This is a genomic window from Ruegeria sp. CJ3 (assembly GCF_056536725.1).
This window is the reverse complement of the sequence record NZ_JBQFQE010000002.1, coordinates 201,322-216,326: the sequence shown is the minus strand read 5'-3', so window position 1 is coordinate 216,326 and position 15,005 is coordinate 201,322. Positions and strand designations below refer to the sequence as shown.

Below are 15,005 nucleotides of genomic sequence, written 5' to 3'. Positions count from 1 at the left end.
AGGCGGTCATGCGCCGGATCGACATACCACCCGTCTGGCTTGCGGGCTTTGCCGTTTTGGCCTGGGCTCAGGCGCGGGTGCTGCCTCTGGGGCTGTCGCTGGAGGGGCCGGTGACAGATCTGCTCAGCGGTATTCTGATCGGTGGCGGCGTGCTGCTGGCGCTGCTGGCGGTTCTCGAGTTTCGCCGCCATCGGACGACTGTACTGCCGCATGAAACACCGTCGGCCATGGTGCAGGGCGGTATCTACAAACGCAGCCGCAATCCGATCTATCTGGGCGATGTGCTGATCCTGGCCGGTCTGATTCTGCGCTTCGACGCGGTGCTGTCTCTGGTGCTGATCCCGGTCTTCGTCTGGTTGCTCGAACGACGTTTTATCCTGCCGGAAGAGGATCGTTTGCGCCGCACGTTCCGCGCTGATTTTGCGCGGTATGAAAACAAAACCCGAAGGTGGATATGAAGATGTGATCGGCATGACACACCGCAAGAAATGCTGCGCTTGCGAAATAATCTTGCGCAAGATAAATGTCGGCTTGTCAAACAATGCCGGATACCCACCTGGCCTTAACAGAAAATTAGGGGGAACCGACTGGTGAAAATAGGAACGCCAAAGGAAATATTCAAAGGCGAGAACCGGGTCGCGATGACCCCGGACTCGGCGGCACAGTTGCAGAAACTGGGCTATGAGTGCCTGATCGAAAAAGGCGCCGGCGCGGCTGCGGGGTTTTCCGACGCAGCTTATGAGGCCGCCGGTGTCGAGGTCGTCAAGACCGCCGCCGCACTGTGGAAAGCGGCGGATATCATCGCCAAGGTGCGTCAGCCGTCCGAGACCGAGCTGAAGCGTCTGACCAAGGACAAGACGCTGATTTCGTTCTTCAACCCCGCCGGGAATGAAGAAGGCATGGAGTTGGCCAAGTCCAAGGGTGCGACCGTCATCGCGATGGAGATGGTGCCGCGCATCAGCCGGGCTCAGAAAATGGATGCGCTGTCGTCCATGGCCAATATCGCCGGTTACCGAGCGGTGATCGAAGCGGGTAACAATTTTGGCCGCTTCTTCACCGGTCAGGTGACGGCCGCCGGTAAGGTTCCGCCTGCCAAGGTGCTGATCGTGGGGGCCGGTGTGGCCGGTCTTGCTGCGATCGGGACCTCGACCTCGCTGGGTGCGATCACCTATGCGTTCGACGTGCGCCCCGAAGTGGCCGAACAGGTCGAATCCATGGGCGCCGAGTTCGTCTATCTGGATTTCGAAGAAGACCAACAGGACGGTGCTGCGACCGGTGGTTATGCATCCGTCCAGTCGGATGAGTTCCGCGAGGCGCAGCTGGCCAAGTTCCGTGAACTGGCCCCTGAGATGGACATCGTGATCACCACCGCGCTGATCCCGAACCGCGAGGCACCCGAGCTTTGGACCAAGGATATGGTCGAGGCGATGAAGCCGGGCTCGGTCATCGTCGATCTGGCGGCGGAAAAGGGCGGTAACTGCAAGCTGACCGTGGCGGATGAAAAGATCGTCACCGACAATGGCGTGACCATCATCGGCTATACCGACTTCCCCAGCCGGATGGCGGCACAGTCTTCGTCACTCTATGCCACCAACATCCGTCACATGATGACTGATCTGACGCCCGAGAAGGATGGCAAGGTCAATCACGACATGGAAGATGACGTGATCCGCGGCGCGACCGTGACGCACGAAGGCGAGATCACCTTCCCGCCGCCGCCGCCCAAGGTGCAGGCGATTGCGGCGCAGAAGAAACCGGAAGTCAAAGAACTGACCCCGGAAGAGAAGAAGGCGCAGGAAATCGCGGCGTTCAAGGCGCAGACAAAACAGCAGTTCACCCTGCTGGGTGTGGGTGGCGCGCTGATGCTGCTGGTGGGGCTGATCGCTCCGGCCAGTTTCATGCAGCACTTCATCGTGTTTGTGCTGGCGATCTTCGTGGGCTTCCAGGTGATCTGGAACGTCTCGCACAGTTTGCACACGCCGCTGATGGCGATCACCAATGCGATCTCGTCGATTATTATCGTTGGAGCGTTGATGCAGATCGGATCGGGATCGTTTCTGGTCATTCTGCTGGCGGCGCTGTCCGTCTTTATGGCCGGGGTCAACATCTTCGGTGGCTTCCTCGTAACCCGGCGCATGCTCGCCATGTTCCAGAAATCTTAAGGAGGTCGGGCATATGATTGGCTTCACTTCTGCCGCTTATGTTGTTGCGGCTGTCCTTTTCATCCTGTCCCTTGGCGGGCTTTCAAATCAGGAAAGCGCCAAGCGCGCGGTCTGGTATGGCATTGTCGGCATGGCGCTGGCGGTGTTTGCGACCTTGGTCGGCCCCGGCTCGGGCCTGTGGTTGCTGTCGCTGCTGCTGCTGATCGGCGGTGGCCTGATCGGTCAATATGTGGCGCAGCGCGTGCAGATGACCGAGATGCCGCAGCTGGTGGCTGCAATGCACAGCCTTGTCGGTCTGGCGGCTGTGTTCGTGGGCTATAACGCCCATTTCGAAATCCTGAACGTGGCCGAGCTGTTCGCCATCGCGGATGCCGCGAAAGAGGTTGAACTGTCCGGGTTGGGCGAATTCGGCAAGCTGATCGCCAAGAAGACGGCCGCCGAGGTTTCGATCCTGCATGTCGAGCTGTTCCTGGGCATCTTCATCGGGGCGATCACCTTTACCGGCTCGGTCGTGGCCTATGGCAAGCTGGCGGGCAAGGTGACGTCGGCGGCGACCAAGCTGCCGGGCGGTCATGCTTTGAATGCGGCGGCGGCGGGCCTCTCGCTGATTTGCCTGATCTGGTACACCGCGTCGGGCGGGTTCTTTCCGCTGTTCCTGATGACGCTGGCGGCGCTCTTCATCGGCTATCACCTGATCATGGGCATCGGCGGCGCCGATATGCCGGTGGTGGTGTCGATGCTGAACTCGTATTCGGGTTGGGCGGCTGCGGCGATTGGTTTCTCGCTGGGCAATGACCTGCTGATCGTGGTGGGTGCGCTGGTGGGCTCGTCGGGTGCGATCCTGTCCTACATCATGTGCAAGGCGATGAACCGCCACTTTGTCAGCGTGATCCTGGGCGGCTTTGGTGGCCCGCAGGGCGAGCAGATGGCGGTTGAGGGCGAACAGATCGCGATCGAGGCCGATGGTGTGGCCGCAGCCCTGAACGATGCCGACAGCATTGTCATCATCCCTGGCTACGGCATGGCGGTGGCGCAGGCGCAGCAGTCCGTTTCCGAACTGGTCCGCAAGCTGCGCGCCAAGGGCAAAGAGGTGCGTTTTGCGATCCACCCGGTTGCCGGTCGTCTGCCCGGGCACATGAACGTGCTGCTGGCCGAGGCGAAGGTGCCCTATGACATCGTTTTGGAGATGGATGAGATCAACGATGACTTCCCGGATACGGATGTGGCCATCGTTATCGGATCGAACGACATCGTGAACCCTGCGGCGCAGGAAGATCCCAATAGCCCCATCGCCGGGATGCCGGTGCTGGAGTGCTGGAAGGCCAAGCAGGTCTTTGTGTCCAAGCGTGGTCAGGGCACCGGGTATTCGGGCATCGAGAACCCGCTGTTCTTCAAGGAGAACACGCGCATGTTCTATGGCGATGCAAAGCAGTCGTTGGACAAGCTGTTGCCGATGATCGACTGATCGGAACGTTTCGGTGAAATGCAAAGGGCGCCCTTGCGGGCGCCCTTTTCGTTTTTGGTTGGCTGGGGGGCTTTGCCCCCCAGCGGCCCCCCAGGATATTTTTGGCCAGATGAAGCGGGTGGGGTGTGGTAGGTTGGGGCAGGATGATGTTTTGGCGGGGGTGTCTATGGAAAAGGTGAATGGTATTGGTGGGGTATTCTTTCGTGCGCGGGACCCGAAGGCGCTGAGTGTTTGGTATGAGACGCATTTGGGGGTGAACCACTATGACCCTGTGCCGTGGAAGCAGCAGGAGGGGTACACGGTCTTTGCACCCTTCGCTGAAGATACGGAATATTTCGGACGCGCCGAGCAGCAGTGGATGATCAATTTCCGCGTAGATGATCTGGATGCGATGATTGCGCAGCTTCGGTCCGCCGGAATCACGGTCGAGACCAGCCCGGACTGGGACAGCGAGGTTGGAAAATTCGCGCGTATTCACGACCCTGAGGGCAATCCCATCGAGCTGTGGGAGCCAAATCAATAAGATAGCTGTTCGGTATGCTGTGGTATCCACATAAGTACATGAAATAAAAAGATAATTGATGTATTTTCCCGGTGCCTTATAGTGCGCCGGACAAAACGGAGCCACCGATGACGCCGATAGATGACCATCCGCTGCGCTATGCGCTGGCCAACGAGTTGCACGCACGGCCTTTCCCGACAGCGTCCGCGCCCTGCACGGTCGTTTTTTTGGCAATCAAGAAGCCCTCGGCCGCGGTGGCGGGGGATCGTGGTGAAGACCGGGGGCATCTGATTGATCTGCTGGACCGGCATGGTGCGCAGCATCCGCGGCCGGAAGCGACGCATTATGCGGGCCAGATCGGCCGGCACCGGCTGAAATGGGAGCAGCACACCGAGTTCGTCACCTATACCGCCATCACTCCGAATGTCAGTGATCGGCCCTTCCACCCGGCCGATTTCGAGGTGTTTCCGCCGGACTGGTTGCGGGCGTGTCCGGGGAAAAGGGTGACGTCGATCATGTTGCGGGTGGTCGAGCGCCCGGATGATGACGGAGTGAGTGCTGCATTGGCCGACTGGTTCGAGCCCGAAAGCCTGGCGACGGCGCGGGTTCTGGACGATTCGGCCATCTGCGCCGGCGATTTCCGCATCGACCCCGCCGGACACATGCGTTTCGCCCTGTTTGTTTCGGACGGGACCGATGAACGCCGGACCGGGCGCGTTATTCAGCGGCTGTGCGAGATCGAGACCTATAAGGCGATGTCGATGCTGGGCTTTGCGCGAGTCAAGGAACTGATGCCCCGGATCGGTGAACTGGACGGTCAGCTGACCAAGCTGATGGGAGAGATGACCGATGACAGCACGCCTCCGGATGCGTTGCTGCCGCAGCTTCTGTCGACCTCGACCGAGCTTGAAAGCCTGTCGGCCCGCTGTTCCTATCGCTTTGCTGCGACAGGCGCCTATGAAGCCTTGGTCAACCAGAGGATCGCGGTGCTGAGAGAAGAGCGCTTTCGGGGCGGGCAGAGTTTTGCTGATTTCATGATGCGCCGCTATGACCCGGCGATCCGCACTGTCAAAGCGACTGAGCGCCGCTTGCAGGCGCTGTCGGACCGGGCCATTCGCGCTGGTGAGCTATTGCGGACGCGGGTCGATGTCGAGCGCAGCGCACAGAATCAGGCGCTGCTGGAAAGCATGGACCGGCGCGCGGATCTAGCGCTGCGGCTGCAGCATACGGTCGAGGGGCTATCGGTGGTGGCGATCAGCTATTATGCCGTCTCGCTGGTCAGCTACCTGCTTTATCCGCTGACCAAGGCGGGGATTAGCAAGGGGACGCTGACGGCGGCTGTGACGGTTCCGGTGGTGCTGGGGGTGTGGATCGGCATTCGCCGGATTCGCAAGCGGCTGGAATAGGCGACATTTGCCAATTTCTGCGGGACCTGTAGAACGGGTCCGGTTGGGCAGGTTTCGCGCGAGGGGGTCCCCATGATTGGTATTGTTGCCGCTTGGCGAGCCGTGGCCGCCATGTTCATCCTGAATGGCGCGTTGTTCGGCATCTGGGCGTCGCGTATTCCGGCGGTCCGCGACCGGCTCGACCTCAGCCATGAGGCGCTGGGCTATGGGTTGCTGTTCATGGCGGCCGGGGCGGTATGTTCCTTTCCGATCACGGGGCGGCTGACGGATCGGTTCGGCGCGGTCTCGATCACGCGGGTCATCGCGGTTCTCTACACGTTTTCCCTGATGCTGCTGGCGCTGGCTGGTGAGTTCTGGACCCTGGCCGCGTTTCTGTTCGTCTTCGGCGCATTCCATGGCTCGATGGATGTGGCGATGAATGCCTGGGCCGCCGAGGTCGAACAGGCCTTTGACAAGCCCGTCATGTCCTCGTTCCACGCGATGTGGAGCCTGGGGGCCGGGCTGGGCGCGCTCAGCGGTTTTGGCGCTGTGCAGGCGGGGCTGACGGTGATCCAGCATTTTCTGCTGGCGGGCGGGGTTGTCGTGGCGTTGGCTTTAGCCGCGTCGTGGGTGCGCTGGGTCTCGAACCGGGCCGAGGCGGGGGCGGGGTCTGTGTTTGCTTTGCCCTCGGGTGCTCTGATCCTCGTGGGGTTCACCGCGCTGTGCGGCGCGCTGGGTGAGGGCGCGGTGGCGGATTGGAGCGCGATTTTCCTGCGGGATGTGACCGGCGCGGCCGAGAGTGTTGCGGCGCTGGGATATGCGGTGTTCTCGGTCGCGATGGTGGCTTTCCGGTTGGCGGGCGGCTTTGTGATCGCGCGGTTCGGACCGGTTGCGACCGCGCGGTTTGGGGGCGTTTGCGCCGCGCTCAGCGTGTTCGGGGTGGTGTCGGCAGGCGGGGCGGGGTTGGCGCTGGCAGGCTTTGCGCTGATGGGGATCGGCTATGCGGTGATCATGCCGCTGGCCTTCAGCCGTGCGGCCAATGACCCGAACGTGCCGCCGGGGCAGGCCATCGCAAGCGTTGCGACCTTGGGCTACGGAGGGTTGCTGATCGGGCCGCCCCTGATCGGGTTTTTGGCCGAGTTGATGACCTTGCGGCTGGCATTTGCGGTTCTGTTGCCGCTGGCCGTTCTGATCATCCTGTTGGCCGGCGCGCTGAAGCGCGCCGACTGAGGTTCGTTTAGCGTCCGCGAATACGGGGATCCAGCGCGTCGCGTAGGCCGTCACCCAGATAGTTCACGCTGAGCACGGTTAGCGAGATCGCCAGACCGGGCCAGAACACGCGCTCGGGGTATTGCTGCAGATAGTCGACGCCATCGAACAGCAACCGGCCCCATGTCGGGAAGTCGGGTGGGAACCCGAGGCCGAGGAAAGACAGTGCGCTTTCCGTGATGATGGCCGTGGCAATGCCCAACGTGGCTGAGACCATGATTGGAGACAGCACGTTCGGCAGGATGTGCCGCGTGATGATCTGGCTATTGCTGGTGCCGATGGAACGGGCTGCCAGAACGAATTCACGCTCTTTGATCGCCAGAACGTCCCCCCGCACGATCCGCGCAGTTGGCATCCACGAGGTGATGCCGATGGCGCAGACGATCAAGATGAAGATGCCGCGTTCCAGTCCGAAAGCAGCCGATAGTGGCTCGCGGAACAGCAGCATCATAACCAGCAGCAAGGGCAGCAGGGGCAGGGCCAGGAACAGGTCGGTCAGGCGCATCAGCGGGCCGTCCAGCCGTTTGAAGAACCCGGCCAGAACGCCGATGAACGAGCCCAGAAACAGCGCCAGCAGCATCGCGGTGATGCCAACCGACACCGAGGTCTGACCGCCGGACATCATCCGTGCCAAAATATCCCGGCCCAGTTGGTCGGTGCCGAAGGGATGCGCAAGGCTGGGGCCCTGATTACGCGACCGGATGTCGATCTGGGTAGGGTCGATGGTCCAGATAAATGGCCCGAGATAGACCGCGGCGACGATAAAGATGAACAGGATCGCCCCGATCATTGCGCCCTTGTGGGTTTTGAACTGATCCCACACATCGCGCCATTGGCTGCTGGGTGGGGTGGTGAATTCCTCCATCACACCCGCGGTTGGCAGGACTGTGGATGCCGGGGCCAACCCCTCGTCGGGGACCAGAGTGTCGGTACGATCATGATCAGTCATAGCGAATCCTCGGGTCCAGAATGCCATACAGGACGTCGGCGATCAGGTTGAACAGCACGATCAGCACGGCAAAGATGAAGGTCAGCGTCTGCACCATCGGCAGGTCGTTGGCCTGAATGGCCCCGATCAGCAACTGGCCGATGCCGTTCACCTTGAACACCTGCTCGGTGATGATCGCGCCGCCAAAGATGGCCGGGATACCCAGCGCAATCACGGTGACCACGGGGATCATCGAATTGCGCAGGACATGGACCATAACAACGGTGTATTCGCTGAGGCCCTTGGCGCGGGCGGTACGGACGTAATCCTGATTAAGATTGTCCAGCATCGAGGCGCGCATGAAGCGGCTAAGCTGCGCGGTGATCTGTAGCGCCAGAACCATGACGGGCATGATCATCTGCTTGAGCTGCAGCATAAAGCTGTCCCAACTGTTCACCACAAGGGTGGTGTCATAGATCGACGGGAACCAACCCAACTGGACCGAGAAGATCACGATCACCAGCACGCCCGAGAAGAAGGGCGGGACCGAGAAACCGACCATCGATACAAAGGTACCCATCTGGTCGAACCAGGAATACTGGCGATACGCGGAATAGATGCCGATGGGCAGTGCGATCAGGATGGCGACCACATAAGCGGTGCCGACAACCCACAGGGTCTGGGGGATACGCTGAACGACGATGTCCATGACGGGTGAGCGGGTCTGCCACGAAATCACACGCAGGTCACCTTCGGAAAAGGTGGTGCCGAACATGGCGTCGACCAGAACCTGCGGTTCGATCCAGAAGAACTGCACGATCCATTTCCAGAACCGGATATGCATCGGCTGTCCGAGGCCAAGTGCCTCGCGCATCTTCTCTTTGACTTCGGGGGGGACGGTGAGTGGGACCTGTGCCATCGGGTCGCCTGGGGCAAGCTCGAGCAGCAGGAAGATGACGAGGCTGATGAACAGCAGCGTAGGTACGGCCAGCACCAGTCGTCTTATGGTAAAATTGAGCATTAAGAGGCGCCTTTATATGCGTCTTCTTGTTGGGGTGGTGTGCAAATGACCGCGCCCCGATATCGATCGGGGCGCGGCTTTGCAAGTCAGGGCTTAGGAACCGGTTTTGCGGTACCAGTCCGCAATGTTCCACAGCTCGCTGTCCCATACGTTCAGGACAACGCCACCCAGAGTGTTCGAGTGCGCCGACAGACGACCACGGTGCACCAGCGGGATCATACCGCCGTTCTGAACCATGATGTCGTTCAACTGCTTCGCGATTTCAGCACGCGCGTCAGCGCCTGCAGTTTCGGCGAGTTGGCCGTGCAGCTTGTCGAACTCTTCGTTGCAAAAGCGGCTGATGTTTTCACCTTGCCACTGCGTGTCAGGACGCGGGGCCTTGTCGCACAGGCCGTTGCCCAAGTAGGACTGCGGGTCGGTGCCGTTGAAGGTGTTGGCGTACATCTCGACGTCGGCATAGAACTTCTGGAAGGTATCGGGCGAGCCCGGGTCACCACCGAAGAAGACCGATGCGTTGATGTTGCGCAGCTCGGATTCGATACCGATCTGGCTCCACCATTCCTTGATCAGCGCCTGGAAGTCCTGACGGACGGCGTTGGTCGAGGTCTGATAGACGATTTTCAGCGGAACGCCGTCTTTTTCGCGAATTCCATCGCCATCGCTGTCGACGATGCCAGCGTCATCCAGCAGTTTTTTCGCGCCTTCAATATCCTGCGTGTCGCAGGTCATCGAGGTCGAGTTAACTGCGGCAGGTGCCGGAACCCAGTTACAGGTCACCTTGCCGGCCTGACCATAGCCGATTTCCACCAGCAGCGGACGGTCGATGGCCATGGACATGGCTTTGTAAACGGCCGGATCCTGCAGGAACGGATGCGGATGCGCAGCAGTCGAACGCTCGCCTTCCGGCAGATCGGGCGACGGGTTGGTCTGGTTCAGCATGATACGCTCGACCAGCGGGCCGAAGCCTGCGACCGGGGTGCCCTTGCCGCCTGCTTCCATCTGCGCGATCACTTCGGGCGCAAGCTGCAGGTTCCAGGCATAGTCGAACTCGCCGGTTTCCATGACCGCGCGACCAGCCGCTGTTGCATCGCCGCCGCCTTTGAAGGTTACGGTTGCAAAGGCCGGTTTCGCCGGGTCACGATAGTTTTCGTTTGCCGCGAAGGTGATCACGTCATTCGGCTTGAACTCGGTGACGACAAACGGGCCGGTGCCGATCGGATTGAAGTTCTCGGTGGTGCATTCCGGGGCCTTGGCGCCCATGCAGTCCGCGAACTGTGCGGCCTGAATGATCGGGCTTTCACCGCCGACGAAGGGGCCGTAGGGGAAGGGGGTCGGTGCGTCGAAAGTGACTTTGACGGTCAGATCGTCAATCGCCTCGACGTTGGTGACACCCTCGAACTTGGTGACCTGCGCGCAGCCGCCTTCAGGGTCCATGCAATAGTTCGCGGTAAAGATGACATCGGCCGCAGTGAATGGGGTGCCATCGGACCAGGTGATTCCCGGTGCGATTTTCCAAGTGATCGAGGTCAGGTCTTCGCTGACGCCGCCATTTTCAACAGTCGGAATTTCGGATGCCAGGAAGGGCACCATCTGGCCGTCTTGGTCATAGCGGGCGAGCGGTTCGATCACCAGCGAGGCAGCCTCGACATCCTTGGTGCCGCCCGACAGGAACGGGTTCATGATCGATGGGGCCTGCCAGTAAATAATGCTGACATTGCCGTCCGATCCACGCTCGGCCATGGCCATCGGGGCCATCGCCGTGCTTGCAATCGCACCAAGCAAAAGGGTTTTGATCTTCATCATACACTCCATGTTGGACACTTATGTGTCTTGTCGTATTCCGCATGGCCTGCGGATTTGGCGTTGCCGCGATGGGGTGCAGTGCGTTGAAAAACAACGATAACGGTGGTCACACGAACGTGTTTTCCGTCTTCTCCCCAAAACGGTTACGCGGCGTATCGAAACAGAGTTTTAGAAAATTGCAAGCCTTGCCTTCAGGAAAACCGGCAATGGGTTTGACTTTTCCCGCCCCCCCGCCTTAGCGTTTGGCACTCAAACCAAAAAGCCGCCAAGGGGAGAGCGCGCGTGCTGGATCAGCCTATTGCCCAGATCAAAAAACTACGGGTCGAGTTTCAGACCAAGGACGGTCCGGTGGTCGGCGTCGAGGATGTCTCGTTCGAGGTGAACCCCGGTGAAACCGTATGTATCGTTGGCGAATCCGGGTCCGGCAAGTCGGTGTCCTCGCTGTCGCTGATGCGGCTGGTCGAGTTTGGCGGGGGCGAGATCGCGGGCGGGCAATTGCTGTTTGATCGCCGCGATGGCGATGAGATGAACCTGGCAAATGCGGATCAGGATCTGATGAAACAGATTCGCGGCAATGAGATCGGGATGATCTTTCAGGAGCCGATGACCGCGCTGAACCCGGTGTTCACGGTGGGGCGGCAGCTGACCGAAGGATTGCGCATCCACAAGGATATGTCGAAGGCACAAGCCGAGGAGCGGGCGCTTGAGCTGCTGCGACAGGTCCGCATCCCCGAGCCTGAGCGGCGGTTGAAGCAGTATCCGCACGAACTGTCCGGCGGGATGCGGCAGCGCGTCGTGATCGCCATGGCCATGGCCTGCGAGCCGCGCCTGCTGATTGCGGATGAACCCACGACCGCGCTGGACGTGACCATTCAGGCCGAGATTCTGGCATTGATGGACCGTCTCAAGCGCGAAACCGGCACGGCGGTGATGTTCATCACCCATGACATGGCGGTGGTTGCGCAGATGGCCGATCGCGTCGTGGTTATGTTCCGGGGCAACAAGGTCGAAGAAGGTACGGTCACCGAGATCTTCGAGAATCCACAGCATGACTATACCAAGGCGCTACTGGCGGCAGTGCCGAAACTGGGCGAAATGCAAGGCAAGGCCGCGCCCGAGCCGATGAAGCTTTTGGGTGCCGAAGGCCAGAATATCGCGCCGATTCCCGGCACCGAAGAGGTGCTGTTGACGGTCAAAAACCTGACAACGCGCTTCCCGGTCAAAGGCGGGCTGCTGCGCCGGACGATTTCGAATGTGCACGCGGTTGAGGATGTCTCATTTACCCTGAACCGTGGCCAGACCCTCAGCCTTGTTGGTGAGTCGGGTTGCGGCAAATCTTCGGCCGGGCGGTCCATCCTGCGGCTGGTGGAGCCGATGGCGGGTGAGGTCGATCTGGACGGCGTCGACATCATGAAGCTGGACCCGGCGGGCCTGCGCAAGGCGCGGCTGGACATGCAGATGATCTTTCAGGACCCGTTTGCCTCGCTGAATCCGCAGATGCAACTGATCGATCAGGTGGCAGAGCCGATGCGCAACTACGGCGTCGCCTCGGGGCCCGAGTTGCAGGACCGCGTGGCACAACTGTTCGACAAGGTGCAACTGCCACGCAGCTTCATGCGCCGCTTCCCGCATGAGATGTCGGGTGGTCAGCGTCAACGGATCGCAATCGCCCGCGCGCTGGCCCTGAATCCCAAGCTGATCATCGCGGATGAGGCGGTCTCGGCGTTGGACGTCTCGGTGCAGGCGCAGGTGCTGAACCTGATGATGGAGCTGCAGTCTGAGTTGAGCCTCAGCTATCTGTTCATCAGCCATGACATGGCCGTGGTGGAACGGGTCAGCCACCACGTGGGCGTGATGTACCTGGGCCGGATCGTCGAATTGGGGCCGCGCGCGCGGGTGTTCGAGAACCCTCAGCATGCGTATACGCAGGCGCTGATGAAGGCGGTGCCGATTGCCGATCCGAACAAGCGGAAGTCGGAAAAAGATTTGAATTTCAAACCGATCCCGTCGCCAATTCATCCTATTGGCTACGCCCCCGAACCCTCGCAATACAACGAGGTCGAACCGGGCCATTTCGTTCTGACCACCGATAGCGGATATTAAGCCTGATGGCTGAACGCCTGTCTCCGCTTGAGATCATGACCAAGCTGATCTCATTTCCCACGGTCAGCCGCGACACCAACCTGCCGCTGGTGGATTGGGTCGAAAGCTATCTGGATAGCCACGGGATCGAGGCGCATCGCCGGCCGGACCCCGATCAGCCCCACAAGGCCGCTTTGTTCGCGCATGTCGGGCCTTGGGACGAGGGCGCTATTGTCCTGTCCGGTCACACGGATGTGGTGCCCGTCGACGGCCAGCCCTGGGATACTGATCCCTTCGTCGTCACCGAAAAAGACGGCAAGTATTTCGGGCGCGGCACCTGCGATATGAAAGGGTTCGACGCACTGGCCATCTGGGCGCTGGTCGAGGCGCATCACGCAGGCATCAAACGCCCGCTGCAACTGGCGCTGAGTTTTGACGAAGAGGTCGGCTGCACCGGTGCCCCACCGATGATCGAGGCGATGCAAGGGGTGCTGCCCAAAGGTTCCGCCGTGATTGTGGGTGAGCCTTCGGTGATGCAGGCTGTCACCGGCCACAAGGGCGGGTTCGGCTATGACACGCATATGGTTGGGTTCGAGGTGCATAGCTCGATCATGCACACCGGCGTCAACGCGATCATGGAGGCCGCGCCGCTTATCGACTGGGCCAACCGGCGCAATGCCGAGAATATGGCGGCGCAGCCTTCGGACATCGCGGCGGTGTTCGATCCGCCCTGGACGACGTGCCATGTGGGCATGATCGAAGGCGGTACCGCGCATAACATCACCGCCAAGGATTGTCGCTTCATGATGGATTTCCGAGTGGTGCCGGGGGAAAGCGCGGCGCAATGGCGCGCGGACTATCTGGAACAGGTGAAACAGGCCGAGGCCCGGATGCAGGCCGTTCACCCCGAGGCGCGCATCGATGTCACCGACCATTTCGCGGTGCCAGCGTTGGTGCCCGAAACCGAAGGTGAGGCCGAGATGCTGGTGCGCTCGCTCACCGGCGACAACGCCAGCCATGTGGTCAGCTATGGCACCGAGGCGGGGCAATTTCAGGAAGCCGGGTACTCCGCCGTCATCTGCGGCCCCGGCGATATCGCACAGGCGCATCAGCCAAATGAGTTCATTACGATTTCTCAATTCAATGCAGGCCAAAAATTCATGGAACGCTTGGTAGAGCGGCTCTGCGAATAACACTCTGATCGGAGGTCAAGGATGCCCGTCAAGAACCGGCTCGCCGAAATGCACGGCGAGATCACCAAATGGCGTCGCCACCTGCATATGCATCCCGAGTTGATGTATGACGTCGAAGAAACGGCAGGGTTTGTGGTCGATCGGCTGAAAGAGTTCGGCGTTGATGAGATTACGCCCGGGATCGGCAAGACCGGGGTGGTAGCGGTCATCAAGGGACGCACTGATACCAAAGGCCGTGTCATCGGGCTGCGGGCGGACATGGATGCGTTGCCCATCGAAGAGGCGACGGGGCTGGACTATGCCTCGACCGTTTCGGGCAAGATGCACGCCTGCGGGCATGACGGGCATACCTCGATGCTGCTGGGCGCGGCGCAGTATTTGGCTGAAACGCGGAACTTCGACGGTACGGTTGTGCTGATCTTCCAGCCTGCCGAAGAAGGCGGAGCAGGTGGTCTGGCCATGTGTCAGGACGGGCTGATGGAGCGTTGGGGCATTCAGGAAGTTTACGGAATGCACAATATGCCGGGGATGCCGGTCGGAGAGTTTGCAATCCGACCAGGCGCGCTGTTGGCCTCGTCCGATGAGTTCGAAATCATCGTGACCGGCAAAGGGGGCCATGCCGCGGCGCCGCATGAGGCGGTGGATACAACCCTTGTGGCCTCGCATATTGTTGTGGCTTTGCAATCGGTTGTGTCGCGTACCGTTGATCCGATCAAACGCGTGGTGCTGACGGTTGGAACCTTTGTGACGGACAGCGTCGCCTCGAACGTAATCGCGCATACGGTGCGATTGAAAGGCACGGTTCGGACGCTTGACCCCGAATACCGCAAGATTGCGGAAGAACGCGTGCGTCGGATTGCCGAAGACACGGCCTCGGCCTTCGATGCAAAAGCCGAAATGACATGGACGCCGGGATACCCGGTCACCGTGAATTCCGAGGCCGAAACCGGATATGCCGCCGAGGCCGCTGAAGCGGTCGCAGGCAAGGTCAATGACAGCACCGATCCGATCATGCCGTCCGAAGATTTCGCCTACATGCTTGAAGAACGGCCCGGAGCCTACATCTTTATCGGAAACGGGGACACGGCGATGTGCCATCACCCGGAATACAACTTCGACGACGACGCCATTCCCGCCGGGTGCAGCTGGTTTGCTGAGCTGGTGGAACGACGATTGCCCGTCGCCTGATTTGGGA

12 protein-coding genes are annotated in these 15,005 nt (G+C 60.6%); 9 read left to right on the top strand and 3 right to left on the bottom strand.

Annotation, left to right across the window (positions count from 1 at the left end):
* The first annotated feature begins 8 nt into the window (after positions 1 to 8).
* The 6 genes from ACR0J1_RS04195 (at position 9) to ACR0J1_RS04170 (ending at position 6,744) form a co-directional block, all read left to right on the top strand.
* Positions 9 to 458 (top strand): methyltransferase family protein, encoded by a 450-nt coding sequence (locus tag ACR0J1_RS04195; protein ID WP_480730781.1) that lies wholly within the window; start codon positions 9 to 11, stop codon positions 456 to 458.
* A gap of 132 nt (positions 459 to 590) precedes the next feature.
* Entirely contained in the window at positions 591 to 2,162 is a 1,572-nt protein-coding gene (locus tag ACR0J1_RS04190; RefSeq protein WP_480730779.1) for a Re/Si-specific NAD(P)(+) transhydrogenase subunit alpha, read from the top strand.
* Between the two features lie 13 nt (positions 2,163 to 2,175).
* On the top strand, positions 2,176 to 3,627 hold the full coding sequence (locus ACR0J1_RS04185; protein ID WP_480730777.1) for an NAD(P)(+) transhydrogenase (Re/Si-specific) subunit beta: 1,452 nt from the start codon (positions 2,176 to 2,178) through the stop codon (positions 3,625 to 3,627).
* Positions 3,628 to 3,793: 166 nt separating this feature from the next.
* Positions 3,794 to 4,150 (top strand): VOC family protein, encoded by a 357-nt coding sequence (locus ACR0J1_RS04180; RefSeq protein ID WP_480730775.1) that lies wholly within the window; start codon positions 3,794 to 3,796, stop codon positions 4,148 to 4,150.
* A 107-nt stretch (positions 4,151 to 4,257) separates the two neighbouring features.
* A complete protein-coding gene (locus ACR0J1_RS04175) occupies positions 4,258 to 5,535 on the top strand; it encodes a DUF3422 family protein (protein WP_480730773.1) in 1,278 nt (425 codons plus the stop codon).
* A 72-nt stretch (positions 5,536 to 5,607) separates the two neighbouring features.
* Positions 5,608 to 6,744, top strand: coding sequence for an MFS transporter (locus ACR0J1_RS04170; protein WP_480730771.1), 1,137 nt, complete (start codon positions 5,608 to 5,610; stop codon positions 6,742 to 6,744).
* Between the two features lie 7 nt (positions 6,745 to 6,751).
* On the opposite strand, the gene ACR0J1_RS04165 is transcribed toward ACR0J1_RS04170, so the two are convergent.
* The 3 genes from ACR0J1_RS04165 to ACR0J1_RS04155 form a co-directional block, all read right to left on the bottom strand.
* A complete protein-coding gene (locus tag ACR0J1_RS04165) occupies positions 6,752 to 7,732 on the bottom strand; it encodes an ABC transporter permease (protein WP_480730769.1) in 981 nt (326 codons plus the stop codon).
* Positions 7,725 to 8,732: an ABC transporter permease gene (locus tag ACR0J1_RS04160; RefSeq protein ID WP_170736410.1), complete on the bottom strand. Its 1,008-nt coding sequence runs from the start codon at positions 8,730 to 8,732 to the stop codon at positions 7,725 to 7,727. The genes ACR0J1_RS04165 and ACR0J1_RS04160 overlap by 8 nt, the downstream gene beginning before the upstream one ends.
* A 93-nt stretch (positions 8,733 to 8,825) precedes the next feature.
* Complete coding sequence (locus tag ACR0J1_RS04155) at positions 8,826 to 10,532, bottom strand: peptide ABC transporter substrate-binding protein (RefSeq protein ID WP_480730767.1); 1,707 nt, start codon at positions 10,530 to 10,532, stop codon at positions 8,826 to 8,828.
* 285 nt (positions 10,533 to 10,817) lie between these two features.
* Here ACR0J1_RS04155 and ACR0J1_RS04150 point away from each other — a divergent pair, with 285 nt between their 5' ends.
* From ACR0J1_RS04150 to ACR0J1_RS04140, 3 genes are read left to right on the top strand one after another with little or no spacing between them, the layout of a single operon-like run.
* Positions 10,818 to 12,638, top strand: a complete 1,821-nt coding sequence (locus tag ACR0J1_RS04150) for an ABC transporter ATP-binding protein (protein ID WP_480730765.1) — start codon at positions 10,818 to 10,820, stop codon at positions 12,636 to 12,638.
* A gap of 5 nt (positions 12,639 to 12,643) precedes the next feature.
* Positions 12,644 to 13,810: an acetylornithine deacetylase gene (gene argE / locus ACR0J1_RS04145; protein WP_480730763.1), complete on the top strand. Its 1,167-nt coding sequence runs from the start codon at positions 12,644 to 12,646 to the stop codon at positions 13,808 to 13,810.
* 21 nt (positions 13,811 to 13,831) lie between these two features.
* Entirely contained in the window at positions 13,832 to 14,998 is a 1,167-nt protein-coding gene (locus ACR0J1_RS04140) for a M20 aminoacylase family protein (RefSeq protein ID WP_480730761.1), read from the top strand.
* Positions 14,999 to 15,005: the final 7 nt, after the last annotated feature.

Excerpts from the sequence above, each read along its gene's own strand:
- ACR0J1_RS04140 (WP_480730761.1), top strand. The coding sequence starts at position 13,832 with ATGCCCGTCAAGAACCGGCTCGCCGAAATGCACGGCGAGATCACCAAA.
- ACR0J1_RS04170 (WP_480730771.1), top strand. The coding sequence starts at position 5,608 with ATGATTGGTATTGTTGCCGCTTGGCGAGCCGTGGCCGCCATGTTCATC.
- ACR0J1_RS04175 (WP_480730773.1), top strand. The coding sequence starts at position 4,258 with ATGACGCCGATAGATGACCATCCGCTGCGCTATGCGCTGGCCAACGAG.
- ACR0J1_RS04180 (WP_480730775.1), top strand. The coding sequence starts at position 3,794 with ATGGAAAAGGTGAATGGTATTGGTGGGGTATTCTTTCGTGCGCGGGAC.
- ACR0J1_RS04160 (WP_170736410.1), bottom strand. The coding sequence starts at position 8,732 with ATGCTCAATTTTACCATAAGACGACTGGTGCTGGCCGTACCTACGCTG.
- ACR0J1_RS04195 (WP_480730781.1), top strand. The coding sequence starts at position 9 with ATGCGCCGGATCGACATACCACCCGTCTGGCTTGCGGGCTTTGCCGTT.
- argE (WP_480730763.1), top strand. The coding sequence starts at position 12,644 with ATGGCTGAACGCCTGTCTCCGCTTGAGATCATGACCAAGCTGATCTCA.
- ACR0J1_RS04155 (WP_480730767.1), bottom strand. The coding sequence starts at position 10,532 with ATGAAGATCAAAACCCTTTTGCTTGGTGCGATTGCAAGCACGGCGATG.
- ACR0J1_RS04185 (WP_480730777.1), top strand. The coding sequence starts at position 2,176 with ATGATTGGCTTCACTTCTGCCGCTTATGTTGTTGCGGCTGTCCTTTTC.
- ACR0J1_RS04165 (WP_480730769.1), bottom strand. The coding sequence starts at position 7,732 with ATGACTGATCATGATCGTACCGACACTCTGGTCCCCGACGAGGGGTTG.